The 24,631-nt window shown below is 69.4% G+C and carries 25 protein-coding genes; 16 read left to right on the top strand and 9 right to left on the bottom strand.

All coding sequences use genetic code 11. The features are described 5' to 3' along the window. Window positions 1-27 precede the first annotated feature (27 nt). Window positions 28-780, bottom strand: a complete 753-nt coding sequence (locus KXC42_RS18360) for a DUF2993 domain-containing protein (RefSeq protein WP_006552374.1) — start codon at window positions 778-780, stop codon at window positions 28-30. Window positions 781-884: 104 nt separating this feature from the next. Here KXC42_RS18360 and KXC42_RS18355 point away from each other — a divergent pair, with 104 nt between their 5' ends. Next, a complete protein-coding gene (locus tag KXC42_RS18355) occupies window positions 885-1,502 on the top strand; it encodes a type IV toxin-antitoxin system AbiEi family antitoxin (protein ID WP_006552373.1) in 618 nt (205 codons plus the stop codon). Between the two features lie 35 nt (window positions 1,503-1,537). On the opposite strand, the gene KXC42_RS18350 is transcribed toward KXC42_RS18355, so the two are convergent. The 3 genes from KXC42_RS18350 to KXC42_RS18340 all read right to left on the bottom strand — a co-directional run bounded on the left by KXC42_RS18350 (window position 1,538) and on the right by KXC42_RS18340 (window position 3,436). After that, window positions 1,538-2,347 carry a class I SAM-dependent methyltransferase gene (locus tag KXC42_RS18350; protein WP_219129347.1) on the bottom strand — a complete coding sequence of 270 codons (810 nt, stop codon included), beginning with the start codon at window positions 2,345-2,347 and terminating at the stop codon, window positions 1,538-1,540. A gap of 3 nt (window positions 2,348-2,350) precedes the next feature. Beyond that, window positions 2,351-2,851, bottom strand: coding sequence for a DUF2505 domain-containing protein (locus KXC42_RS18345; RefSeq protein WP_033096127.1), 501 nt, complete (start codon window positions 2,849-2,851; stop codon window positions 2,351-2,353). Window positions 2,852-2,926: 75 nt separating this feature from the next. Next, on the bottom strand, window positions 2,927-3,436 hold the full coding sequence (locus tag KXC42_RS18340; protein ID WP_006552370.1) for a DUF2505 domain-containing protein: 510 nt from the start codon (window positions 3,434-3,436) through the stop codon (window positions 2,927-2,929). Between the two features lie 23 nt (window positions 3,437-3,459). On the opposite strand from KXC42_RS18340, the gene KXC42_RS18335 reads away from it, so the two are divergent. Further along, window positions 3,460-4,554: a UDP-N-acetylmuramate dehydrogenase gene (locus KXC42_RS18335; RefSeq protein WP_082937742.1), complete on the top strand. Its 1,095-nt coding sequence runs from the start codon at window positions 3,460-3,462 to the stop codon at window positions 4,552-4,554. Between the two features lie 143 nt (window positions 4,555-4,697). Here the strand turns inward: KXC42_RS18335 and KXC42_RS18330 are convergent, their stop codons facing one another. Beyond that, window positions 4,698-5,447, bottom strand: coding sequence for an SDR family NAD(P)-dependent oxidoreductase (locus KXC42_RS18330; protein WP_006552368.1), 750 nt, complete (start codon window positions 5,445-5,447; stop codon window positions 4,698-4,700). Between the two features lie 83 nt (window positions 5,448-5,530). Here KXC42_RS18330 and KXC42_RS18325 point away from each other — a divergent pair, with 83 nt between their 5' ends. Together KXC42_RS18325 and KXC42_RS18320 are read left to right on the top strand one after the other, a co-directional pair. Beyond that, window positions 5,531-6,208, top strand: a complete 678-nt coding sequence (locus KXC42_RS18325; protein WP_033096125.1) for a TetR/AcrR family transcriptional regulator — start codon at window positions 5,531-5,533, stop codon at window positions 6,206-6,208. Window positions 6,209-6,490: 282 nt separating this feature from the next. Beyond that, a complete protein-coding gene (locus KXC42_RS18320) occupies window positions 6,491-7,816 on the top strand; it encodes an ROK family protein (protein ID WP_219129346.1) in 1,326 nt (441 codons plus the stop codon). A gap of 15 nt (window positions 7,817-7,831) precedes the next feature. Here KXC42_RS18320 and KXC42_RS18315 read toward each other — a convergent pair whose 3' ends face one another. Next, window positions 7,832-8,926, bottom strand: coding sequence for a tocopherol cyclase family protein (locus KXC42_RS18315; RefSeq protein ID WP_200358486.1), 1,095 nt, complete (start codon window positions 8,924-8,926; stop codon window positions 7,832-7,834). An 80-nt stretch (window positions 8,927-9,006) separates the two neighbouring features. On the opposite strand from KXC42_RS18315, the gene KXC42_RS18310 reads away from it, so the two are divergent. The 6 genes from KXC42_RS18310 to KXC42_RS18285 all read left to right on the top strand — a co-directional run bounded on the left by KXC42_RS18310 (window position 9,007) and on the right by KXC42_RS18285 (window position 15,703). After that, window positions 9,007-10,305 (top strand): MFS transporter, encoded by a 1,299-nt coding sequence (locus KXC42_RS18310; protein ID WP_006552364.1) that lies wholly within the window; start codon window positions 9,007-9,009, stop codon window positions 10,303-10,305. A 5-nt stretch (window positions 10,306-10,310) separates the two neighbouring features. Then, window positions 10,311-11,213 carry an alpha/beta fold hydrolase gene (locus tag KXC42_RS18305; protein WP_257605850.1) on the top strand — a complete coding sequence of 301 codons (903 nt, stop codon included), beginning with the start codon at window positions 10,311-10,313 and terminating at the stop codon, window positions 11,211-11,213. Next, window positions 11,210-12,544 (top strand): D-inositol-3-phosphate glycosyltransferase, encoded by a 1,335-nt coding sequence (gene mshA / locus KXC42_RS18300; protein WP_006552362.1) that lies wholly within the window; start codon window positions 11,210-11,212, stop codon window positions 12,542-12,544. The genes KXC42_RS18305 and mshA overlap by 4 nt, the downstream gene beginning before the upstream one ends. After that, complete coding sequence (locus tag KXC42_RS18295; protein WP_006552361.1) at window positions 12,541-13,095, top strand: YbjN domain-containing protein; 555 nt, start codon at window positions 12,541-12,543, stop codon at window positions 13,093-13,095. Before mshA ends, KXC42_RS18295 begins: the two co-directional genes overlap by 4 nt. Window positions 13,096-13,539: 444 nt before the next feature. Continuing rightward, window positions 13,540-13,869, top strand: coding sequence for a transglycosylase family protein (locus tag KXC42_RS18290; protein WP_006552360.1), 330 nt, complete (start codon window positions 13,540-13,542; stop codon window positions 13,867-13,869). A gap of 247 nt (window positions 13,870-14,116) precedes the next feature. Beyond that, a complete protein-coding gene (locus KXC42_RS18285) occupies window positions 14,117-15,703 on the top strand; it encodes an AMP-binding protein (protein ID WP_006552359.1) in 1,587 nt (528 codons plus the stop codon). On the opposite strand, the gene KXC42_RS18280 is transcribed toward KXC42_RS18285, so the two are convergent. Next, window positions 15,633-17,135, bottom strand: coding sequence for an NAD(P)-binding protein (locus KXC42_RS18280; RefSeq protein WP_373922161.1), 1,503 nt, complete (start codon window positions 17,133-17,135; stop codon window positions 15,633-15,635). The two genes, KXC42_RS18285 and KXC42_RS18280, sit on opposite strands and share 71 nt — an antisense overlap. Before the next feature lie 193 nt (window positions 17,136-17,328). Here KXC42_RS18280 and KXC42_RS18275 point away from each other — a divergent pair, with 193 nt between their 5' ends. The 3 genes from KXC42_RS18275 to KXC42_RS18265 all read left to right on the top strand — a co-directional run bounded on the left by KXC42_RS18275 (window position 17,329) and on the right by KXC42_RS18265 (window position 20,209). Then, entirely contained in the window at window positions 17,329-18,075 is a 747-nt protein-coding gene (locus KXC42_RS18275; RefSeq protein WP_019291191.1) for a phosphoglyceromutase, read from the top strand. Window positions 18,076-18,276: 201 nt separating this feature from the next. Further along, entirely contained in the window at window positions 18,277-19,458 is a 1,182-nt protein-coding gene (locus tag KXC42_RS18270; protein ID WP_024101733.1) for a cell wall metabolism sensor histidine kinase WalK, read from the top strand. Window positions 19,459-19,519: 61 nt separating this feature from the next. Beyond that, the gene (locus tag KXC42_RS18265; protein ID WP_006552355.1) at window positions 19,520-20,209 is read left to right on the top strand and encodes a response regulator transcription factor; all 690 of its coding nucleotides are present in this window, start codon (window positions 19,520-19,522) and stop codon (window positions 20,207-20,209) included. Here KXC42_RS18265 and KXC42_RS18260 read toward each other — a convergent pair. After that, entirely contained in the window at window positions 20,191-21,021 is an 831-nt protein-coding gene (locus tag KXC42_RS18260) for a hypothetical protein (RefSeq protein WP_024101732.1), read from the bottom strand. The genes KXC42_RS18265 and KXC42_RS18260 overlap by 19 nt on opposite strands. Before the next feature lie 45 nt (window positions 21,022-21,066). On the opposite strand from KXC42_RS18260, the gene KXC42_RS18255 reads away from it, so the two are divergent. The 3 genes from KXC42_RS18255 to KXC42_RS18245 are packed head-to-tail and all read left to right on the top strand — an operon-like array spanning window position 21,067 to window position 24,237. Further along, window positions 21,067-22,020 carry a Ppx/GppA phosphatase family protein gene (locus tag KXC42_RS18255; RefSeq protein WP_082920950.1) on the top strand — a complete coding sequence of 318 codons (954 nt, stop codon included), beginning with the start codon at window positions 21,067-21,069 and terminating at the stop codon, window positions 22,018-22,020. Next, window positions 22,017-23,279, top strand: a complete 1,263-nt coding sequence (locus KXC42_RS18250) for a hypothetical protein (RefSeq protein ID WP_219129344.1) — start codon at window positions 22,017-22,019, stop codon at window positions 23,277-23,279. The genes KXC42_RS18255 and KXC42_RS18250 overlap by 4 nt, the downstream gene beginning before the upstream one ends. A gap of 4 nt (window positions 23,280-23,283) precedes the next feature. Next, window positions 23,284-24,237, top strand: a complete 954-nt coding sequence (locus KXC42_RS18245; RefSeq protein WP_019291195.1) for a sugar phosphate isomerase/epimerase — start codon at window positions 23,284-23,286, stop codon at window positions 24,235-24,237. Here the strand turns inward: KXC42_RS18245 and KXC42_RS18240 are convergent. After that, the gene (locus KXC42_RS18240; RefSeq protein WP_257605848.1) at window positions 24,196-24,600 is read right to left on the bottom strand and encodes a hypothetical protein; all 405 of its coding nucleotides are present in this window, start codon (window positions 24,598-24,600) and stop codon (window positions 24,196-24,198) included. The genes KXC42_RS18245 and KXC42_RS18240 overlap by 42 nt on opposite strands. Between the last annotated feature and the right edge of the window lie 31 nt (window positions 24,601-24,631).

Raw genomic sequence — 24,631 nt, 5'->3', positions numbered from 1 at the left:
GACGGTCTGCCGGACCGGCCTCCTCGCTCACGACAGGAGGCCGCAGCTGCCCTCCTGCTGTTGCTGCTGCTGTCCCTGCGGGGCCTCCGGCAGCACGAAGCGGCCACCCTCGAGGCGGAGATCGATACCGCTGTCGGTGACGTTCACCTCGGTGGCCTGCATACCCAGCGGGTACTGCTGCAGACCCGAGGTCAGGATCTCCACGACGCCGTCGACGAGGGCCGTCGGGAGCCCGATGCCGAGGATCGTCGCGTCGGTCGTCTCGACCGTCACCACACCGCCGTTCACCACCGGTCGCGCGGTGAACTCCGCGAGACCCTGGCCGCCGACCGTGAACGTCAGGGTGCCCGCGTTCTCGTCGGCCATGACATCGGTGACGAGGCCGCCGACCGACTGGCTCTGCACGGTCGCGAGGATCCCGGAGGTGGGCCACGAGACGTCGGCACTCGAGCTGCCGATGGTGCCGGCGCCCTCGGCGGAGTCGCGCAGGTCGACGTCGTTGACCTCGGCGTGCACCTGCATCTGCTGGGCCGGACCGAAGGCGGTGTCGTCGCTGTCGAGAGCGACCGAGGGAACCTGCCGGTCGAGCAGCTGGAGCAACACCGGCTTCCAGCTCAGGTCGACGTCGACTCCCGTGCCGAGCTCGCTCTCGAAGGACTGGGCGAGGCAGGCCGTCGCGCGGTTGCGGACGTAGACCTCCGCGCCCACCAGGACTGCGACCAGCGCCGCGACGAGAACGACGGCGATCGTGACGGTGCGGTTGCGCTTCCGTTGCGTCATGGTCGCCGATTCTTCCGGACGACGCTGAGGATCGACTGAGCACACGGCCACAGGATGAGGAAAATATGTGAGGTGTACCACATTCTTCGGCTACGCTGGGCGCCATGACAGGGTGGACGGATTCAGGTTACGACGCAACCGGGCGGGCCGATGCCGACGACTCGCTGCGGCGCCTCGCCGCCACACAAGCCGGGTTCTTCACCGCACGCCAGGCCGTCGGTCACGGAATAGCAGCTCACGACTTCGCGGAACGCATCGAGGCGGGACTGTGGATCCGCGTCGAGACCGAACTGTTCCGCCTCAGCGACAGCCCACGGACGAAGTTCGACGAATTCGCCCAATGGTGCACCTGGTACGAGGGGGAAGCGGTCGTCTCGCACCAGAGCGCCGCCGACCTGCACGGCATGGGCCACCTGCAGCCCCGCTTCCTGCACCTGTCCACACCCGACCAGCGCACCGTGCCGAGCAACCGGCTCGCGCTGCATCACCGGACGCTGGCAGAGGAGGACTGCGAGGTCGTCGGGGCCTTCCGGATCACCACACCCGCCCGCACCGCGGTCGACCTCGCGGCCGGCGGCGTGTCCCAGGAAGTGCTCGACGAACTCGTCGGCGACGCGATCGCGCTCGGCCGGGTCGACTCCGACCAGCTGCACGCCGCCGTGGCGAACCAGCCGGCCGCGGTGGCCGACCGGATCGAGCTCGCGCTCCTCGCCGCGGGCTGACCGACCGGAGCGACGACGAACTCGGACAGACGGTCTCAGACCGCGACCAGCTCGGATGCGACGGATGCGCCGGCGGGCGCGACCGCGTCCCATGGCACCGTCAGCACGCAGTCACGCAGACGGCGGCGGGGCGGAGACACCGGGAAGCCCTGATCCCGCAGCAGCTCGAGCGTCGCCTTCCATCGGATCCGCGGCCCGAACGCCGCGTGCGGAGCGCTCCTCGCCCACGCCCGGTCAGCCGCGCGGAGCAGCGCGTGGATCGGCTCGCCCGGGACGTTCCGGTGGATCAGCGCCTTCGGCAGCCGTTCGGCGACGTCGGACGGTCTCTCCACGTGGAACGGGCTCCACGCCAGGGTCAGCGAACGGGGACCGTGCTCGTCGAGGAGCACCCAGGCGCAGCGCCGGCCCAGCTCGTCGCACGTGCCGTCGATGAGCAGGCCGCCGGGAGCGAGACCGGAACGCAGGTGCGCCCACGCCGGTTCGACCGCCTCCTCCGGATACTGCCGGAGCACGTTGAAGGCCCGGACCAGGGTCGGGCGCAGGCCCGCGAGCTCGAAGCCGCCCCGGGCGAACTCGACACCGTCGCGGCCCGGGACCACACGGTCCGGATCGATCTCGAGACCGACCACGCGCAGATCGCTGCGGACCCGACGCAGGCGCGCGGCGAGTTCGAGGGTCGTCACCGGCATGGCGCCGTAACCCAGATCGACCACCAGCGGGTCGGTGGCGTGCGTCAACGCCCTCATGATGTGGGGGTCGTGCATCGCCCAGCGGTCGCTGCGGCGCAGCCTGTTGATGCCGGTGGTGCCGCGCGTGACGACACCGACGGGTCCTCGATTCCGCACGCGCTACCGACCGGCGAGCCAGTCGGCGGTGATGGCCGCTTCGGTGCGGAACACGTCGACGAGATTGGTGAGGATGAGTTCTTCGAGTTTGCCGCCGACGAACGGGATGTGCACCTTGGCCTCGGAGGTGGTGCGGAGCGTGGCGCCGTGGTCGTCGCCGAAGAGCTCCATCGTGCCCGTGAGGCTGCCCGGACCGCCGGGGATCGACGCCTGGTAGGTGCCGGTCGCGCCGTCGGTGAACGGCCCGTAGTTCTCCTTGCGCGTGATGACCATGTCCTTCTTGATCACCGTGCGGGCGATCTCCGGCAGGTCGGAACGCGGCAGGACGTGGTGCAACACCAGCGCGATGCCCGATTCGGAGACCGTGAACTCGCGGACGTGGTTCTCCGAGTACTTGCGCATCTCGGTCATCCGCGCTTCCCAGTGGGCGGGGTCGGCGAGAGCCTCGTACACCCGCTCCGGTGGATGAGGGAAGCGGGCGGAGTAGTCGATACGCCGTGCCACGACCGGCCAGGTTACCGCGCCGGACGGCCTGCCCGGAAATCGCGACCGTCCACGGGGGAGCCCCGCGGGGTGCGATCAGGCCGAGTGATCCCCGTTCAACCACTGCTCGGTGAAGGTGCGCTCCGCGTCGAACAGCTCGACGAGCTGCTCGACGATCATCCCCTCGATCTTGGAACCGAGGAACGGGATCTTCACCTCGACGGTGCCCTCGATGACGACGGACGAGCCCGCGCCGTCGGCGATGAGCGTCATCCCACCGGTGACCTCGCCGGGCATGCCGTCGACGTGGGCCGAGAACCTGCCCTCGGCGCGGCCGTCGGCGAGCGCTCCCCACGATTCGTGACGCCGGATGACGAGATCGCCCGGGCGTAGGCTCGTGACCATGCTCGGCAGGTGTTCGGCCGGGATGGCCTGATGGAGGTCGAGCTCGATCGTGCCGTCGCCGGTGTCGGCGCGTTCGACCGCCGCACCCGGGCCACCGACCTCACGCAGCCGGGTCTGCCAGTACTGCGGATCGACGAACGCCGCGTGGACCGCAGCAGGCGGGGACGAGTAGTTCGCAGTGTGGTCGATAGGGCTGCCCATACGGGGCACGCTACCGTTTGCTGGTGCTTGATCCACGTACCAGGGCCCGGCTCGTCGAAACGGGAGCCACGGTGTCCGAGCAGGTGTCGCTGTCGGAATTCACGACCCTCCGGCTCGGGGGCCCCGCCCGGTATCTCGTCGAATGCACGTCCACCGCGTCGTTGATCGAGGTCGTGCGCCTGCTCGACGAGCAGGAAGTGCAGCTGCTGCTCCTCGCGGGTGGCTCCAACCTCGTGATCGGCGACGACGGCTTCGACGGCGTGGTGGTGCGTGTCGCGACCACCGGTGTCGACCTCCGCGACGACCACGTCCGGGTGGACGCGGGAGCCGAATGGGACGCCGTCGTCGCGGCCACCGTGGAGGCCGGCCTCGGCGGCCTCGAATGCCTGTCGGGCATCCCCGGCTCCACGGGAGCGACGCCGGTGCAGAACGTCGGCGCGTACGGCGTCGAGGTGGGCTCGATCCTGCGTCGCGTCCGCCTGTTCGACCGCGCCACCGGCCAGGACTCGTGGGCCGGCCCCGAGGCACTCGGTCTCGGCTACCGGACCAGCATCCTCAAGCACACCGACGCAGCGGTCGTCCTCGAGGTGGAACTGGACGTGCGGAGCGACGGTTCGTCCGCACCCCTCGCATACCGGGAGCTCGCTGTCGCGCTGGGTGCGGAGGAGGGCGAGCGCCGGCCGGCGGCGCAGGTACGCCAGCACGTGCTCGCGTTGCGCCGCAGCAAGGGCATGGTGCTCGACGCCGACGACCATGACACCTGGAGCGCCGGATCGTTCTTCACGAATCCCGTCGTCCCCGACGACCGCCTGCCGCAGGTGCTCGCGGCCATCGCGGCGAAGGTGGGGGAGGACGTGCGCATCCCGCAGTTCCCCGCGGACGGCGGCACCAAACTGTCGGCCGGATGGCTCATCGAGCGGGCCGGTTTCGTGAAGGGTTTCCCCAGCGCCGACGCACCGGCGCGGTTGTCGACGAAGCACACGCTGGCGCTCACCAACAGGGGAGCGGCATCGGCCGCGGACCTCGTGGCGCTGGCGCGGACGGTGCGCGACGGCGTCGAGGACGCCTTCGGGGTCCGTCTGCATCCCGAACCCGTCACCGTGAACTGCGTGATCTGACGGACGGCCCGCCCGTCGTCCCCGGTCGAACACCCCGAAGGCGGTGGCGGGATCGAAGACCAGCTCCCGCCCACCCACGGTGACCGTGACAGTACCGACGGGGGTGGGCGCGACCGCCTCGCCGCGCCCACCACCGCGGTGGGTCAGTCGGTGACGCGGTGGAACCGGCCGGCATTGGCCTGGTCGCGCGGCTTGACGATGATCTGGTCGAGGTTGACATGCGACGGCCGCGACGCGACGAAGCCGATGATGTCGGCGATGTCCTGGGCGACGAGCGGGGTGATGCCCTCGTACACCTTGTCGGCCCGATCCTTGTCGCCCTCGAAGCGCACCAGCGAGAACTCGGTCTCGACCGCGCCCGGCGCGACTTCGGTGAGGCGGACGGGCTGTCCGAGCAGTTCGCCGCGCAGCGTGCGGTGCAGCACGGCCTGCGCGTGCTTCGCCGAGGTGTAGCCGGCGCCGTTGTCGTAGGCCTCGAAGGCCGCGACCGAGGTGATGGTGACGATCAGGCCGTCGCCCGAGGCGATGAGCTTGGGGATCAGCGCCTTGGTGATGCGCATGGTGCCGATGACGTTGGTCTCCCACATCCAGCGCCAGTCGTCCTCGACGGCCTCGGCCACCGGTGCGAGTCCCTTGGCGCCACCGGCGTTGTTGACCAGCACGTCGACCCGCGGCAGCACCGTGGTGAAAGCGTCGACCGAATCCTCGTCGGTGACGTCGAGCTCGAGCGCGGTACCGCCGATCTCGTCGGCGAGCTTCTGCAGGCGGTCGAGGCGGCGTGCGCCCACCACGACGTGGAAGCCCTGTGCGGCGAGCGTGCGGGCGGTCGCCTCGCCGATTCCGGAGGAGGCTCCGGTGACGACGGCGACGCGGGAATCGGGAGAGATGCTCATGGGGGCAATCGTAGTGTCGGGCACCGGATGCCGCCGCACGTCCCGGCCTGCGAAGTCCTTTCCGTGCGGCTACCCTGCGGCGTATGACCACCACCCGCGGTCGATACAGTTCGGGCGAACAGACCCGGATCCGGCTCGTCGAAGCCGCTGAGCGGCTCTTCGCCCGCAGTGGATACGACGGGGTCACCCTCGCCGACATCCGCAAGGCCGCCGGACAGCACAACTCGTCCGTGGTCGGTTACTACTTCGGCACCAAGGAGGGGTTGCTCGAGGCGGTCTTCTCCCACCGGTTGCCCGCCCTGAACTCCCAGCGGGAAGCGCTCCTCGCCGAGATGCTGCGGACGCGGGAGACCCTCTCGGTCCGCGACCTGCTGTGGGTGATCATCCGCCCCCTGGCCGGCACGCTCGGCCGCAACAACCACTACGTCGCCTTCCTCGACCGGCTGTCGAACCACGACCGGTTCGCCGAGTGCTTCCGCGTCACCGGACCGACGGGAACCGAGAGCGGCCGCCGGTCCGACACCGCGCTACGGACCCTGCTCGGGCCGTTGCCCGACGATATCGCCGGGCAGCGTCTGCGGCTGGTCTACTCCGGCACCGTCGGTGCGCTGGCGCGGTGTCACCGTGCAGGCGAATCACCCACCACGGCAGAACTCGCCGCGCTCGTCGACGCATGGGAGGCGTTGTTGCTCGCCCCGGTGTCGGCGGAGACCGCGCACGCACGCGGGGACGTGCAGGAAGATTTCCCACCGGATCGGTGAGGATTGGACACGACGCGGTTCGGGCGATAGTTTGAGCGACATGTCAGTCGGCCACGCCTCCGCACCGCGGGTCACCTATGTGACCGCCGCGCTGGGATCACGGCTGCCTCTGGCGCGCGAACTCTGTTGTCGCTGCTGCGGAAAGTAACTCCGCACCGATCCCGCCCTCGTTGTGCGGGTCCGTCTCCGATCATGTTCTCCACGTCGGGGTCTCGGTGCGTCGATCGTCTCCCGCCCGTTCTCCGGTCATCACGTCCGGATCAGCAGCCAAGGATCAGCGCCGTGTCGGTTCCCACTCTCTCGCCGTCCGTTTCCCTTCCCTCGCGGTCGTCCGCGCCCCGTCGCGCCGCCGGTTCCGCCGTCCGTGGATCCACGCGTGCGACGGTCGTCCGTCCCCGCACCTCCCGTGTGTCGAGCCCCGTCAGGATCGTTCCGCCGGACCTGCGTATCGCCGACGGCACCGGGGCGTCGGTCTTCCGTGTCGCCGCCAACCGCGGCCCCGTCTCGCGCGACGTGATCGCCAAGGTCACCGGTGCGAGCATCGCCACCGTCAATCGTCAGGTGTCGGCCCTGCTCTCGGCAGGTCTGCTGCGTGAGCGCGCCGACCTGACCGAACCCGGCGCGGTCGGCCGGCCGCGTGTTCCCGTCGAGGTCGACCACGAGCGGTACCTGACGGTCGGCATTCACATCGGTGCCGTCACCACCGGCATCGTCGCCAGCGACCTGCGCGGTCGCATCATCGGCGCCGTCGAGGTCCCCACGCCGACCGGCGACCAGGACGCCGCGCTCGCGTCGATCACCGCGAGCGCCAAGGCCTTCGCCGGGCGGTGGCACCGCCGCGCCCCGTTGTGGGTCGGCGTCGCACTCGGCGGGCGGGTGGACTCGAACACCGCCGTCGTCACGCACCCGCGACTCGGCTGGGTCGACGCCCGGGTCGGCGCGATCGTCGGTGGCGGTATGAGGCTTCCGGTCTCGGTGGCCGCGCACGTCGAGGCGATGGCCGCCTCCGAACTGCTCCTCACCCCCGATCGCGACGCCCCCGAGGCCAAGGGCACCGGCCTGTACTTCTACGTTCGTGAGACGGCCGGTGTGGCAATCACTTTCGAGGGCAAGGTGCACACCCCTGCCGGCGGTCCGGGTTCGGTGACGCATTTCCCCACCGGTTCGTCGACCCGGTGCTCGTGCGGCGGCACGGGTTGCCTCGAGGCGACGGTGAGCGATCGGGCGGTCGTGCAGCGCGCGGTGGCCGAGGGCATCCTCGCCGACGGCGACAACACCATTCGGTCGCTCTACCGCCTCGCACGCGGCGGTTCCGAGGCCGCCCACGGTCTGCTCGTCGAGCGGGCCACCGTGCTCGGCCGCACCGTCGGAATGCTGCGCGACCTGTTCAATCCCGACCGTGTGATTCTCGGCGGACAGGCCTTCACCGAGTACCCGGCCGCGGTTCCGCACGTCGCCCGCGCGTTCGCCGCGTCGACCACCCTGCCGCGCAAGGACATCCGCATCACCGGCTTCGGCAACCGGGTGCAGGCCCACGCCGCGGGTGTCGTCTCGCTCAGCTCGTTGTTCTCGGATCCGATCGCGGCGATGAAGCGCACCGAACTCTGAGTGATCCCGTCGGATTCACACGCTCGGCGGGGCGTCCGTCGCGTCCGCAGCGGCGCCCCGCCGGTCGAGTTCCGCCCGGGCCCGGTCCAGCCCGCCGTGTTCGAGTGCGGCCGAGTGCGATTCGTCGGCCCACACCAGTTTCCCGCGTTCGTGGACCGTCACGGTCATGCGACCGCCGAGATGTTCGATCGAACCGGCGACGTTCCGTCGTTCCGCGGGCACGGGGACCGGCAGGACGTGTGCCGCTCCGAGGGGTGAACTTCCCGAGATCTCCACGCTCCAGCGGGCATTGCGGCCGCGCAGGTGCCAGCTCTCGTCGGTGACCGTCGCCCGGACCGGGGATGTGACGGGATTGCCCAGCCGCACGATGCGCCCGTCGGGTAGTGCGACGACGACCGCCGTGACCTCCGTGTGCAGCGGACCCGAATGCACCTGCCCGCCTGCGAACGCCACACACGCCTGCGGGTCGGCGAATCCCTGCGCCTGACCCCACCACCACGACTCGGGGAAACCACCCTTGCCCCAGTTCTTCTCGCCGTAGACCTGGGCGCCGGTCAGATCCCACTTCTCGTCGCCGAGGATCGCGTGCCCTTCCACCCGGCCGCCGAGCAGCCAGGAATGCCAGTACTGGTTGAGACCGGGGACGGAATGGAACACGCTCGACGCGCCGAAGCGGCGTCGCGGCCAGAGCCACAGATCCGACAACCGGATGTCGAGACGGGCGTCGTCGCCGAGATCCATCCACACGCGTTCGCTGTCGCCGCAGAAGACGTCGCCGGCCGATGCGCCGAGCCGATCGGGATCGGAAGCGGCCACCGGATGCGCGGCGGTGCGCAGGAAACCCCCGGGATGGGCGGCCAGACCGAGCGTCGCCCAGTGCGAGCCGGGCCCTCCCGAGTCGTCCGCACGGTTTACGCCGCACAGAGCGATGACGACGCGGCCGGTTCCGGGCTGGGTGAAGCGCCAGAAGTAACCCTCCATCGCGACGCCGTGCGCGGCGAGAGGATTCCCGAAGGGCAGATCCGCTCCCGACGCGCGGTAGCGGGTCCACAGATTCCTCGGTGAGAGTTCCTTCGGTGAGAGCCGCCCGTGTCGTTCGTGCACCGCCATGCCCGCTCCGTTCCGTAGATCCGTCCTGTCCGTTCCCCGGATGTACCAAGCATGGCCGTTCCCGTCACGGAACGTGCGGAATGGGGCGGCGACGTCCGGAGGTCGGGAGGTACCTGCACCTCGCGTGGTCGGTCGGCCATAACGTTGACCGGACCGGATCGGACCGAAGAGAACGCGAGAAGTACGTGACAGGAGAGAAGGGCGGCTCGTACCGCGAGTTGTTCGCAGCGTCGGGGGCAGCCGCGTTCTGCCTGGCGGGATTCGTGGCGCGCCTGCCGATCGCGATGGTCGGGATCGGCATCGTCACGATGTTCTCCCAGCTCGAGGGGAACTACGCGGTCGGCGGCGCACTGTCCGCGGTGTTCGCGCTGTCGTACGCCGTGCTCACCCCGCTCGTCTCCCGCGCGGTCGACCGGTACGGCCAGCGACGGGTCCTGCCCACGGCCGCGGCCGTCAGTGCGGTCGCCACCCTCGCGATGCTCGCCGGCGTCCGGTTCGAGGTGCCCACGGTGTGGCTGTTCGTCTGCGGGATCCCGGCCGGACTCATGCCCACGATCGGCGCGATGGTGCGGGCGCGGTGGACACAGCTCTACGGCGGCACCCCGCGACTGCGCACCGCCTTCGCGCTCGAAGCGGTGGTCGACGAGGTGTGCTTCATCGTCGGCCCCGTCCTGTCGGTGGGCCTGAGCGTGGCAGTCTTCCCCGAGGCCGGCCCGCTGCTCGGCGCCGTCCTGCTGCTCGTCGGCACCCTCGCCCTCGCGGCGCTGCGCAGCACGGAGCCTCCCGTGCAACCGCACACCGACGACCGTGCGCGGACGAACATCCTGCGCATGCCCGTCCTCCTGTCGATCGTCGTGGTGATGGTCGCGATGGGTGTGGTCTTCGGGGTGATCGATGTCGCGGCCGTCGCGTTCACGGCCGAACAGAACTCTCCGGGATCGGCCACCTTCGCGCTCGCGCTGTTCGCGACGGGTTCGGCGACGAGCGGCCTGATCTTCGGTAGCCGGGTGGGATCGAGTGCTCCGACCCGCCAGTTGTTCGCCGCCACCGGCACTCTCGCCGTCCTGCTGTGCCCGTTGCTGCTCGCCGGTTCGGTGCCGATGCTCACGGTGCTGTACTTCGTTGCCGGATGCGCGATCTCACCCATCATGATCGTGGCGACATCGCTGACGCAGCAGATCGTGCCGCCCGACCGGCTCACCGAGAGCATCACCTGGACGGTCGCGGGTCTCGGCGTCGGCGTCGCCGCGGGTTCGGCGCTGGTGGGACAGGTCATCGACCGGACCGACGCCGGCACCGGATATCTCGTGGCGGTTGCCGCGGGCATCCTCGCGGTCACCTGTGCCGGCGGGATCCATGTGCGAGCACGGTTAGAGTGACGCGCATGGCAGTTCGTGAAGTGGCCGGTATCGACGGCACCTCCCTCGTCTATCGCGCATTCGGCTCCGAGACGGCACCGGTTCTGGTGTTGCTCCACGGGTGGGCGCAGTCGTCACAGTGCTGGGGCGACGGGGTTCTCGACGCACTCGCCCGCGACTTCCGGGTGGTCGCCGTCGACCTGCGCGGACACGGTTATTCGCAGGCCCCCGAGACCGGATACGCCGATCGCAGCCTGTGGGCCGGCGACCTCGCCGCGGTGCTCGCCGCCGAGAACGTCTCCGAGACGAACCCGGCGGTGCTGCTCGGCTGGTCGTACGGCGGCCTGGTGATCTGCGATTATCTCGCCGAGCACGGCGCGGGAGCCGTCGCCGGCCTGGTTCTCGTGGGTGCCATCACGAGCATCGGCCGTGGCGAGAAGGGCGGACGCGTCGGTGCCTCGATGCGTGCCGCGATTCCCGCCGCGATGTCGGAGGACCCGAAGGAAGCGGTGCGCGCGCTCGGCTCCTTCGGCAACGCCCTCACCGGTCCCGTCGTCGAGGGCAGCGCTCTCCTCGAAGGCAAGGGTGAGGTGTCGCAGGCCTTGTTCGGCGCGAGCCTGTCCACCCCGCCGCGCGTCCGTGCGGCGCTGTTCGACCGGGCGGTGGGCAACGACGACCTGCTCGCCGGCCTGGACGTGCCGGTTCTCCTCCTGCACGGCGACGCCGACTCGGTCGTCGACGTCTCCGCGGCGCACCACGCGGCGTCGCTGCTGCGACGCGCCACGACCTCGATCTGGGAGGGCGTCGACCACGGTCCGTTCGTCGAAGATCCCCACCGATTCGTGTCGGAGGTCGGAGAGTTCGCTCGCACCGCGACGGCGGAGGCGGCGACACGCGAAGATCGGCAGCAGGGCAGTATGGAGGGGTGACGTCCCAGCCCAGCCGCCCGCACCGCGTGGCCGTGATCTCGGTCCACACCTCGCCGCTGGCGCAGCCCGGAACCGGGGACGCAGGCGGTATGAACGTGTACGTCCTGCAGACCGCCGTCGAGCTCGCGCGTCGCGGCGTCGAAGTCGAGATCTTCACCCGCGCGACCTCGTCGGCCGATCCGGCCGTCCAGCAGGCCGCGCCCGGGGTGCTCGTCCGCAACATCGAGGCCGGCCCCTTCGAAGGCCTCGACAAACACGACCTGCCGACGCAGCTGTGCGCTTTCGCTGCCGGCGTGCTGCGCGAGGAGGCACGGCACCCGCAGGGCTACTACGACCTGGTGCACTCGCACTACTGGTTGTCGGGGCAGGTCGGTTGGCTCGCCCGCGACCGCTGGGGTGTGCCGCTCGTGCACACCGCCCACACGCTCGCCGCGGTGAAGAACGCCTCGCTCGCCGAGGGCGACACCCCCGAACCCGCAGCCCGGCAGATCGGGGAACAGCAGGTCGTCGCGGAGTCCGACCGCCTGGTGGCCAACACCGCCGACGAAGCGGGGCAGCTCGAACGCATCTACGGGGCCGATCCCGCGAAGATCGACGTCGTCGCACCGGGCGCCGACCTGAACCGCTACCGGCCCGGCGACCGCGCGGCCGCCCGCGCCGAGCTCGGACTCGATCCGCGCGAGACCGTCGTGGCGTTCGTAGGCCGCATCCAGCCGCTCAAGGCTCCCGACGTGCTGCTCGAGGCCGCGGCGCGGGCCCTCGCCGACGACCCCGGCATGCCGCTGCGGGTCCTCGTCGTGGGAGGCCCGTCGGGAACGGGTCTCGAGCGCCCCGACGCGCTCATCGAACTCGCGTCCGCACTGGGTATCGCGTCGCGGGTCACCTTCCTCCCGCCGCAGCCGCCGGACCGTCTCGTCCAGGTCTACCGGGCTGCGGATCTCGTTGCGGTGCCGAGTTATTCGGAGTCCTTCGGTCTCGTCGCGATCGAGGCGCAGGCCTGCGGCACGCCCGTGCTGGCCGCGAACGTCGGTGGTCTCGGCGTCGCCGTGCGCGACGGGGAGACCGGCGTGCTCGTCGACGGGCACCGCATCGACGACTGGGCGACGGCGTTGCGGTCGCTCGTCGGCGATCCGGATCGTCTCGCCCGATTCGCGGCGACCGCGCCCGTGCATGCGGAGTCCTTCTCGTGGGAACACACCGCGGAAGGACTGCTCGACAGTTACCGACGGGCCGGGATGCGCCGCAACCGCGCCTTCGGTACCGGCGAGCACTCGCTGCGACGGCAGCGTGGAGTGTGGAAGTTGCGACGGACGAGGGGAGTCACGGCATGAGCGACCGGCTCATCGAACTGATCGAATCGACGCTGCGCGATCGCGAGCTCGAGTTCTCCGTCAAGGAGGGCGGGCACTTCGTCGTCGAGCTCCCGGGCGAGAAGAAGCTCAAGACGACCACGCTGCTCAGCGTCGGACAGCACGGTGTGCGGGTCGAGGCGTTCGTGTGCCGCAAGCCGGACGAGAACTTCGAATCGGTGTACCGCTACCTGTTGCGCCGCAACCGTCGCCTCTACGGCGTGGCGTACACGCTCGACAAGGTCGGCGACATCTATCTGGTGGGACGCATCGCCGCGCACGCGGTGACCCCCGAGGAGATCGACGCGGTCCTCGGGCAGGTCCTCGAGGCGGCGGACCACGACTTCAACATCATCCTCGGTATCGGGTTCATCACGTCCATCAAGCGCGAATGGGAGTGGCGGGTCTCGCGCGGCGAACCGTTGCGCAATCTCGAGCCGTTCCGTCACCTCATCGAGGAGGAGACCGGCACGCCGTTCGAGCCCGATGTGGACGACGACGAACCCGAGGATCGGCGCGAAGCGAACGGGTGACGGCGTTGCCGGACACCGTTATCTCGCCGTGAACATGTCCGGTTGGAGAGGTCTGCACGGCCGTATGGTGTGACCATCACCACAATCGAAATCCGCTGGAAACGTCCGGGAAACGGTGCGTTCCCGCGAAGCGACCTGGGGTTTTGTCGATCGCCGGTCCGGTTTCTCGCACAGCCGTACCGGAAAATCGACCCGTGACCTCGCCGTGATGAACCCTTACCGTCGATGTAGGCCCGATACCGACGGGCGTTACACACCGGCCCCGCAGCCGCTCGTTCCACCCCCGCGGGATTGTCGGATCCACAACCTGCCGAGGGGTGGAGCGAGAGAGCGACCGGGCGTGCGCGAGCACCGCACCGTGTCGCCGGCACCGACCGTCCAGCCCACATGTGGCGGACCCATTGCGTCGGGGGCCTCGCAAGCAGCCGGAAAGGATTCATCCACATGGCAAAGTTCACGATCAAGCGCGCCCTGGGCACCCTCGCTGCCTCCACTGCACTCGTTGCGACCCCGTTCGCTCTGGGTGCCGGTACCGCCAACGCCGCATCCGGCAACTGGGATGCCGTCGCACAGTGCGAGAGCGGTGGAAACTGGGCGATCAACACCGGTAACGGCTACTACGGCGGTCTGCAGTTCTCGCAGAGCACCTGGGAGGCCTACGGTGGCTCGGGAACCGCGAACAACGCCTCGCGCGAGGAGCAGATCCGCGTCGCCGAGAACGTCCTCGCCGGACAGGGCGTCGGTGCATGGCCGGTCTGCGGTCAGTACCTCTGACCGCAGCGCCCTCGGGCGTAGGGAGCGCAGCTCACACGACATCGTGAGCGCAGCTCCAGCAGCTTCCGAACCTCGCGTGCGATCCGTCGCACGCGGGGTTCGTGCTCTCCGGCAGGCGAACCGCGCCGGGAACGGTATCCTCGCAATCCTCACACAGCGCGTGTGACGGGCTTCACAACCGCTGCGGTAGTGTGGACTCGACCGAAAGTCGGCACGGCGTGCCAGCAGAATGCTCGGAGGATGAGTAATGAGTTTCCGCAGTCCCTTTCCCGACGTCGACATCCCGGCATCGAGTGTCTACGACTTCCTGTTCGGTTCGCTCGACGAGTCCGAGCTCGATCGACCCGCGCTCATCGACGGCGCGTCCGGCACCGTGACGGACTACCGCACGCTCGTGGCCCACATCGACGCCGTCGCCGGAGCGCTGGCCGCCCGGGGCATCGGTGTGGGGAAGGTCGTCGGGCTGCTCGCACCCAACGTGCCGGCCTTCGCCTCGGTCTTCCACGGCATCCTGAGGTCCGGCGCCACCGCGACCACGATCAACGCCCTCTACACAGCCGGGGAGATTTCGAAGCAACTCGACGACTCGGGGGCCGTGGCACTGTTCACGGTGTCCCCGTTCCTGCCGCAGGCGAAGGAGGCCGCCGCGGCCGCCGGGATCCCCGACGAGTTGCTCTTCGTGCTCGACGGCGCCGAGGGCCATCCGTCCCTGCGCGACGTGCTCACCGAGGGTTCACCGGCTCCCGCCGTCGAGTTCGATCCGGCCACCCACCTCGCGGTACTGCCGTACTCCTCGGGCACGACCGGCCGGCCCAAGGGCGTGATGCTCACGCACCGCAATCTCGTCGCGAACGTCTGCCAGATCACCCCGCGGATGGGTATCGCCGCCGACGACCGCGTGCTCGCACTGCTGCCGTTCTTCCACATCTACGGCATGACGGTGCTGCTGAACGCCGCGCTGTACAACCGCGCGTCGCTGGTGACGATGCCGAAGTTCGACCTCGTCGACTTCCTCACCTACATCTCGGAACACAAGTGCACGTACGTGTTCATCGCGCCGCCGGTCGCTGTCGCGCTCGCCAAGCACCCCCTCGTCGACCAGTACGATCTGTCGAGCGTGCACACGGTCTTCTCCGGTGCTGCACCGCTCGACAAGGAACTCGCCGGATCGGTCGCGAAGCGCTTGGGCTGCAACGTCCGGCAGGGATACGGCATGTCGGAGATGTCTCCCGTGTCGCACGCAATTCCCTTCGAGGACAACGAGACCGAACTCGATTCGGTGGGACCGACGATCGCGAACATGGAATGCAAGATCGTCGATCCCGCCACCGGCGAGGAAGTCGAATATCCCACCGGCGACGGCGTTTCGGCGCCCGGCGAACTGTGGTGCAAGGGACCGAACGTCATGGTCGGTTATCTCGGCAATCCCGAGGCCACGGCCGACACCCTCGACGAGGACGGCTTCCTCCACACCGGCGACATCGCCACGGTCGACGGGAAGGGTGCCGTCCGGATCGTCGACAGGCTCAAGGAACTCATCAAGTACAAGGGCTACCAGGTGCCGCCGGCCGAGCTCGAGGCTCTGCTGCTCACGCACCCGCAGATCGCCGACGCCGCGGTGATCGGCGTCCGTGACGCCGAGGGCGAGGAGGTTCCGAAGGCCTTCGTCGTCCGGCAGCCGGATTCGACGATCGACGAGGACGAGGTCATCGACTTCGTGGCCGCGCGGGTCGCGCCGCACAAGAAGGTCCGCCAGGTCGAGTTCATCGACACGGTGCCGAAATCCTCTGCGGGCAAGATTCTTCGGAAGGATCTGCGCGCCCTGAACGCCTGACGGGCGCACCGGCGACGTGTGGATCCCCGGGAGATCGTGTGTCTCCCGGGGATGCCGCTGTCCGGCCCCTGCTACGGAACCGCCGGGCCTCGACCTCTCGGGCCGTGGAGGACCCTGCCCGATCAGGCGAGCATGTGTGGTTGTCCCGCTCGGTACCGGTCGGCGTTGATGCGCCGCAAGGGTTCCAGTTCGGGCGGTTCGTGCAACTTGTACAGTGCCGGCGGTGCGGCGGGGGAGCCCGCAGTCTGGAGCAACGCACCCACCGCCGCCCGCGCCGATTCGTTCGCGCTCTCCATCGTCGCGAGGTCGATGTCGTTGCGGACGTAGTCGCCCGCGAGGAACAGGTTCGGGATCGCGGTGTGTGCCTCGGGCCGGTTCGCGAGCGACCCCGCGGTGTTGATGAGCAGCGGGTGTCGTTGGTGGCGCCACCGGCTCCCCACGTCACGCCGGGATCGAGGAACCACGAGGCGATGTCGTTCTCGTCGATCGCGCCCGTCCCGTCCTCGAGGCAGGCCGACATCTGCGCCCACACCTCGCGGGCGATCTCCTCCGGCGTGCACTGCCTGGCGGTTCTGCCGTAGAGGATGCCGGGGGTGTCCCAGTCGGAGATGTCCACCGACAGGCAGTCGTGCGCCGAACCGTCGCCGTACCGTTGAGGGAAGTCGCCGCGCCACAGCGAGACGGCGCGTTCGGCCGGCATCGCCGCGACGAGCTGTCGCGTCAGTGCGGAGACGAGCTGTCGCGTCAGTGCGGAGACGAGGATCTCGCGGTATCCCTTCGACTTGCCGTCGGCCTCGAGGGTCTGCGCCCACGTCTCGTGTTCCCACTGGCCGTCGCGACGTTCGAGGCTGCTGGTGAGGAACATGACGAGTTTGCGCATGAAGACCGCGAGCTCGTGCGGTGGGATCGAGCCGCCGAGGGAGAAGGCCGCCGTCAGGCTCTCCTGCAGACTCAGCGGGTCGTAGATATCGAAGCGCAACGGTGCGATGGAGGCCGGGGCGGTGAGGTCGGGCGCGCCGGGGATCGCCATCCGGAAGCCGTGTCCCGCAACGAGTTTGTCGAACACGCCGTTCGGGTTTCCGGGGAACGGGATCCGTCGCATCGTGTCGGGGATGTGCTGGTAGAAGCCGGGGAAGAAGCGGAAGCCGTGTTCACCGGGCAGATCGAGGCGGCCGCCTGCCGCGGTGCCGGGGGAGGGGGTGCTGCGCGCCTTGCCGCCGAGCGCGGTCGGCTCGAAGACGGTGACCTCGAAGCCGCGTTCGATCAACTCGTGCGCGGCGGCCGGTCCGGCCATCCCGCCGCCGAGGATCGCGAACCGGCGTCCGCCGGAGTGCACCGCCGGTGCGCGGCGGCTCGGCTGTGCGCCCGCCGTGACCGGCAGGGCTGCGGCCCCGAGCGCGCCGAGGGCGGTGAGGACGGTGCGGCGGGACATGCGTCCGTCGGGCTGCGGACCCCGGTGTGGCTGCGGACCCCGGTGTGACATCGAATCCCGTGTGTGTCGGTGACGACGAACTGTGGTGCGCGGCGCCGACTCCCGCGTTCCTGGCAACGTACATTGTCAGATATGGCCCACGATCGGGGGCGCCCGTGGCGAAATCCCCATCCGTGCATGTCAGGATTGGGTCATGACTATCGGAACACTTGTTCTGCTCCGCCACGGCGAGAGCGAATGGAATGCGATGAACCTGTTCACCGGCTGGGTGGACGTGCATCTGACCGACAAGGGGATCGCCGAGGGCAAGCGGGCCGGTGCCCTCCTCGCCGAGCACAATGTGCTTCCCGACGTCTCCTACACCTCCCTGCTGCGCCGCGCGATCAGCACCGCCAACTTCGCGCTCGACGCCGCCGACCGGCACTGGATCCCCGTCATCCGCGACTGGCGTCTCAACGAACGCCACTACGGCGCGCTCCAGGGCAAGAACAAGTCCGAGATCAAGGACGAGTTCGGCGAGGAGCAGTTCATGCTGTGGCGTCGCAGCTACGACACCCCGCCGCCGCCGATCGAGCCGGGTTCGAAGTACAGCCAGGACGCCGACCCGCGCTACGCCGACGTCGACGAGGTTCCCCTCACGGAGTGCCTGAAGGACGTCGTCGCCCGTTTGATCCCGTACTGGGAGTCGACGATCTCCCAGGACCTGCTCGCGGGCAAGACCGTGCTCGTCACCGCGCACGGCAACTCGTTGCGCGCGCTCGTCAAGCACCTCGACGGGATCTCCGACGACGACATCGCGGGCCTGAACATTCCGACGGGCATCCCGCTGCGCTACGACCTCGACGAGAACCTGCGCCCGCTGAACCCGGGTGGCACCTATCTCGACCCCGAGGCCGCAGCTGCCGGTGCGGCGGCGGTCGCGAACCAGGGCGCCAAGTAGCAGCCTCACGGAAGCGAGATCCGACCCCGTTGCCGTTCGGTGACGGGGTCGGTTCGTTCGTGCAGGTCCGTCGCAGAGTGGTCCGTTCTGGGCGAACAAAGGGTGAACAACACTCCAACATCCGAAAAATGGGGTGTGACGTGCGGGAAATGCCGTCGACCCGCTGTCCGGTGGGGTACCGGTGTCATTACGATTCGAAGTGTGAGTGTTACGCAGGCCGTGTTGCTGGCCGTGGTCGCAGCGGTCCTCGGCGGGATCGTCACCGTCGCCGCCGGGAGGCTGGTGCAGCGCCGGGCCCACGGTAGCGACCAAGCCGACCTCACGATGTTCGACGTGCTCGACCGGGTCGTGCACGGGGCGTCGACCGGTATCGCGGTGGTCGACAAGTTCCACGACGTCGTCCTGTCGAACCCGCGCGCCGAGGAACTCGGCCTCGTCCGCAACCGGCAGATCGACGACCGGGCCTGGGCGGCCGCCTGCCAGGTGCTCGAGAAGAGGAAGCCGATCGAACTCGACCTGGGCGCGAAGGCATTGCTCGGCCGCGAGCCCGTCGCGGTGCGCTGCACAGTCCGGCTGCTGCTCGACCAGGATCCGCGCTTCGTCGTGCTCTACGCCTTCGACGACTCCGAGCACGTCCGCATGGAGGCCACCCGGCGCGATTTCGTGGCCAACATCAGCCACGAACTGAAGACCCCCGTCGGCGCGATGGCGTTGCTCGCGGAGGCGCTGCTCGAATCCGTCGACGATCCCGAGACCGTCCGCCACTTCGGCGAACGGGTCCAACGCGAGGCGACGCGCCTCGGCAACATGGTGACCGAACTGATCGCCCTCTCGAAGCTCCAGGGTGCCGAGAAACTGCCCGATCTCGAGGTCGTGGACGTCGACGACGTCGTCGACGAGGCTCTCGACCGCACGCGCCTGACCGCCGAGAACGCCTCGATCACCATCAGCACCGACCGGCCGAGCGGTCTCGAGATCCTTGGCGACCGAACGCTGCTCGTCAGCGCCCTCACCAACCTCATCGAGAACGCGATCGCCTACTCCCCGGCCGGCTCACCGGTGACCATCAGCAGGTCGCTGCGCGACGGCAAGGTCGCTATGGCCGTCACCGACCGGGGGATCGGTATCGCCAAGGAGGACCAGGAGCGGGTCTTCGAGCGCTTCTTCCGCGTCGACAAGGCCCGGTCGCGGGCCACCGGAGGCACCGGCCTCGGGCTGGCCATCGTCAAGCACGTCGCTGCGAACCATCACGGCGAAATCACCCTGTGGAGCAAGCCCGGTACCGGCTCCACCTTCACCCTCCTCGTCCCGGCCCACGTCGAGGACGCCGAGGACGACGAGAACCACACCGCCGACCGCACCGAGAAGGTGGTCGGATCGTGACGCAGACCCCACCCGGGTTCCCGGGCGGACGGATATCGAGAAACAGACGGAGGACCAGCTCGTGACGCGTGTGCTGATCGTCGAGGACGAGGAATCGTTGGCGGATCCGCTCGCCTTCCTGCTGCGGAAGGAGGGGTTCGAGACGACCATCGCCGGCGACGGCCCCTCGGCCCTCGCCGAGTTCGACCGGGAGGGCGCCGACATCGTCCTGCTCGACCTGATGCTCCCCGGGATGAGCGGCACCGACGTGTGCAAGCAGTTGCGGACCCGCTCGGGTGTGCCGGTCATCATGGTCACCGCTCGCGACAGCGAGATCGACAAGGTCGTCGGGCTCGAACTCGGCGCCGACGACTACGTCACCAAACCGTACTCGGCGCGTGAACTCATCGCCCGGATCCGTGCGGTCCTGCGGCGCGGGGCCGACACCGAGAGCGAGGTAGCGGCGGACGACGGACTGCTCGAGGCCGGACCCGTGCGGATGGACGTCGACCGTCACGTCGTACACGTCAACGGTGAGCCGGTTGCCATGCCGCTCAAGGAATTCGACCTGCTCGAATATCTCCTGCGGAACTCCGGGCGGGTGCTCACCCGCGGACAGCTCATCGACCGGGTGTGGGGCGCCGACTACGTCGGCGACACCAAGACCCTCGACGTCCACGTCAAGCGTCTGCGCTCGAAGATCGAGGAGGATCCGGCCAAGCCGCGTCACCTCGTGACGGTGCGCGGTCTGGGTTACAAGCTCGAGGCCTGATCGGAGCCGGCATCGGAGCCCGCCTGTGCTGCCGACGTCGCGGGATGGATCGCGATCAGACCCAGTCCCTGGCGTCGCCGGCACAGGCGCGCGAGCTCGTCGTAGGCCGCCGCACCGAGGAGTTCGGTGAGCTCGGGGGCGTACGACTGCCAGACCGGACGCTCGCCGACGTGCGCGTCGGGAGAGCCCGAGCAGTACCAGTCGAGGTCGTGCCCACCCTCACCCCAGCCGCGTCGGTCGTACTCGGTGATGACCGTGCGCAGGATCTCGGTGCCGTCGGGACGCTCGACCCAGTCCTGGGTGCGGCGGATCGGGAGCTGCCAGCACACGTCCGGCTTCATCTCGAGCGGTTCGATGCCGCGTCGCAACGCCATGGTGTGGAGGGCACAGCCCTGGCCGCCCTCGAATCCGGGACGGTTCAGGAAGATGCACGCACCCTTGTAGCGGCGGGTGCGCAGGGCGGGCTCGTCGTCGATCTCGTCCTCTTCGAGGTAGCCCTTCTTGCCCAGGCCCTTGTCCATGAACTGCCAATCGGCCGGCGTGAGGTGTTTCACTGCCTTCGCCAGCTTCTGGCGATCGTCGTCGTCGGACAGGAACGCACCGTGCGAGCAGCACCCGTCGTCGGGTCGCTCGGCGATGATGCCCTGGCACGCCGGAGTGCCGAACACGCAGGTCCACCGCGAGAGCAGCCATGTCATGTCTGCGGCGATGACGTGTTCGTCGTTGTCGGGGTCGGTGAACTCCACCCATTCCCGAGGAAAGTCGAGAGGGACTTCCGGGGCCGGGTCGAGTTTGTGTGGGGCATGGGACATACCTGCTGTCACAGGTCCCGACGGTAGACCCAGTACCGTATTGATGTGCGCTTAGGGGTACTCGACGTCGGAAGCAACACCGTTCACCTGTTGGTGGTGGACGCCCATCGTGGTGGGCACCCCACGCCGATGAGTTCGACGAAGGCCACGCTGCGGCTGTCCGAGAACATGGACGACAACGGCGACATCACCTCCAACGGCGCCGATCAGCTCGTCGAGACCGCCGCCGAATTCGCCAGCATCGCCCGCACCTCGGGATGCGGCGAGCTCATGGCGTTCGCGACGTCCGCGGTGCGCGACGCCGGCAACTCCGAGGCCGTCCTCGAGCGGGTGCGCCGGGAGGCCGGGGTGTCGCTGGACGTGCTCTCCGGCGAGGACGAGGCGCGGCTGACCTTCCTCGCGGTGCGCCGCTGGTACGGCTGGAGCGCCGGAAACATCCTCGACCTCGACATCGGCGGTGGTTCGCTCGAGCTCACCTTCGGTGGCGACGAGGACCCCGAGATCGCCTACTCGCTCCAGCTCGGTGCGGGACGGCTCACCCGCGACTGGTTCCGTGAGGACCCGCCCGGCAAGCGCCGGATCTCGGCGCTGCGCGACTGGCTCGACGCCGAACTCGCCGAGCCGGCGAAGGCCATCCGCAACGCGGGCGACCCCGACCTGTGTGTGGGCACCTCCAAGACCTTCCGGACCCTCGCCCGCCTGACCGGCGCGGCCCCCTCGTCCGCCGGCCTGCGGGTACAACGGACCCTGACGGCCAGCGGACTGCGCCAGCTCATCGCATTCATCTCCCGGATGACCACGGCCGACCGCGCAGAACTCGAAGGCGTCAGCTCGGACCGGTCCGAGCAACTCGTCGCCGGCGCCCTCGTCGCGGAGGCGAGCATGCGTGCCCTCGGAGTGGAGACGCTGCAGATCTGCCCGTGGGCGTTGCGCGAAGGCCTGATTCTTCGGAAGCTCGATACGGATATGGGTGGCGAACTGGTGGTGGCAACCGGATGAGCGAGAATCGCAGCAACGACACGGGGCAGATCTCCGTGGCCGAGCTGTTGGCGCGTAACGGCCAGAAGGTGGGAACACGGGCCGGGGGACGACGCCGACGAGGTGCGAGCGGCGGCATCTCCGTCGCCGAACTGACGGGCGAGATCCCGATCACCCGCGCAGACAGCAAGGTCGAGCGGAATACCCCGACCGATGCGGAAAGCGCTGCCGGGCAGGCGGATTCGTCGTCCTCGACGGCTGCTGTCGAGGCGGAGACCCCGCCGAAGGCCGTCCCGGCGCCACGCAAGGTCGAGACCCCGAAGCTAGAGACGCCGAAGGCGGCGACCTTCGCGCTGTCCGACATCGAGAAGACCACCGTGACCCCGCGGGTTGCCGTCGAGACGAAGACGCCGCCGGTGAAGACCGGAACGAGCACGCCTGCCGTCACGAAGACGCCGCCTGCCGCGAAAACACCACCCACTGCGAAGGCGCCGTCCGGCCCGGCGGCGAAGGTGCCTGCAGCCGCGGATGAAGTGCCGAAGACGGACACGGTGTCGAAGACGGCCGCATCGACGAAGGCAGCGTCCAAGGCGGCGCCGCCCAAGATCGAGTCGCCGACCGAGGTCATCCGTCCCGAGGCGCTTCCCCGGCGCGCGCGGGCGCATCTCGGAGCGGCAGCGCCCGGCTCGCAGTCCGGTGAAGGAGCAGCGGTCGCCGACAAGAAGGCGGACAAGAAGTCCGAGAAGGCGAGCGTCCCGGCGGTGTCGGTGCGCAAGGCCGACGTCGCCGAACCGCGACTACTGTCCGGCCCCGCCAGCGACCTGCAGGGCACCGGTTCCGACGCCGACGACTCGACCGACACCATCGGTGCTGCGGGTGCCGCGCCCGACGCTTCGGAGGGAGTGGCATCGTCGCGGTCGCGGAAGTCCCGCGGCAAGGGTGGGAAGGCGACGTCCGACGCCGCCGACGACTCGGCACGGAAGAGTGCGGACGACGAGTCCGCCGACGCGGAGCAGGGCAGTGGCCTCAAGCAATGGGCGTTACTGATCGGCGAGAGCGTCGCCGCGATCGTCGCGGGCGGATTGCTCTTCAAGGGCTTCGAGCGGTTGTGGGACCTCATGCCGTGGGTCGCCTTCGCGCTCGCGCTGCTGGTGATCGTGGGCCTGGTCGCGCTGGTGCGTGTCCTGCGGCGCACCGACGACATCACGAGTCAGCTCATCGCGCTCGCGGTGGGAGCATTCGTGGCCTTCGGGCCGCTGTTGTTCCTGCTGCCCGGGTGAGCCGATGCCGACCGCGCAGGGAATCCGGGTAGGGCTGTCCACCGCTTCGGTCTATCCGGAGAACACCGAAGCGGCGTTCCGCTTCGCGGCCGATCTCGGTTTCGACGGGGTCGAGCTGATGGTGTGGGCCGAACCGGTGAGCCAGGACCCCACCTCGGTGGAGCGTCTGGTCCGCGAGTACGGCGTGCCGGTGCTCGCCGTGCACGTGCCGTGTCTGCTGATCTCGCAGCGCGTGTGGGGATCCGATCCCGCCGCCAAGCTCGACCGTTCGGTGCGTGTCGCCGAGATCCTCGGTGCGGAGACCGTCGTGGTCCATCCGCCCTTCCGGTGGCAGCGTCGCTATGCGGAGGGATTCTCCGACCAGGTCGCGGCGCTCGAGGCCGACAGCCACGTGGTGCTCGCGGTCGAGAACATGTACCCGATGAGGGCCGACGTCGTCTTCGGCGGTCGTGATCGCGGCGCCGAACGTCTGCGCCGGCGCGGTCCCGGCCGCGCGGTCTCGGCCTACAGCCCGTCGCTCGACCCCACCGACACCGGTTTCGCGCACTACACGCTCGACCTGTCGCACACCGCGACCGCGGGGGCCGACGCCCTCGCGCTCGCGGATCGGATGGGGGAGGGGCTCGCCCACCTCCATCTCGCCGACGGCCGGGGCTCCTCGCTCGACGAACACCTCGTCCCGGGAACGGGCACGCAGCCGTGTGCGGACGTGTGCCGCCGGCTCGCCGCGAGCGACTTCGGCGGGCACGTGGTGCTCGAGATCAGCACCCAGAGCGCACGGACGCGCGCGGAGCGCGCCGGGATGCTGGCGCGTTCGCTGGCCTTCGCGCGCACGCACCTGGATCGCTCGGCGACGCGCGCGATCACCGCCGGCCCCGAGAGTCCCCGGCACACGGACATCGCGCGCGTCCCCGCCTCAGAGGGCAGCGATTCCGGCGGCGAGCACGGCGACGCCTGAGATCAGCACGCCCGCGGTGAGGGAGACGGCGCCGAGCCGGACCGCCGCGAACATCCGGCCGGGCCGCGTCGGATCGGGCCCGAGCACCGACAGGAAGAAGCCTGCCGGGATCAGGATCGCGGCGACGAGCACGGGGATGGCGCCGGCCGCCGACCAACCGGGTGATGCGCCCACGACGTGCGTGAGAACGGCGATGAGCAACCCGAGGGTGACGAGTACTCCAGCGTGGGCGTGACCGGCACGGAAGAACGTCTTCTGCAGGTCGTTGGTGGGTACGCCGCCCGCGGCGACGCGTAGCAGGAAGGTGCCTCCGAAGGCGATGCCTGCGACGGTGAGCACGGTGCTCCCGAGAACGATGGTCACGAGCGGACGCGTGAGGGCCTCCTCGGCCGGT

It is taken from the genome of Rhodococcus sp. LW-XY12 (genome assembly GCF_019317345.1).
Taxonomy (GTDB): Bacteria; Actinomycetota; Actinomycetes; order Mycobacteriales; family Mycobacteriaceae; genus Rhodococcus; species Rhodococcus pyridinivorans.
This window is presented reverse-complemented; position numbering and strand designations above follow the sequence as displayed.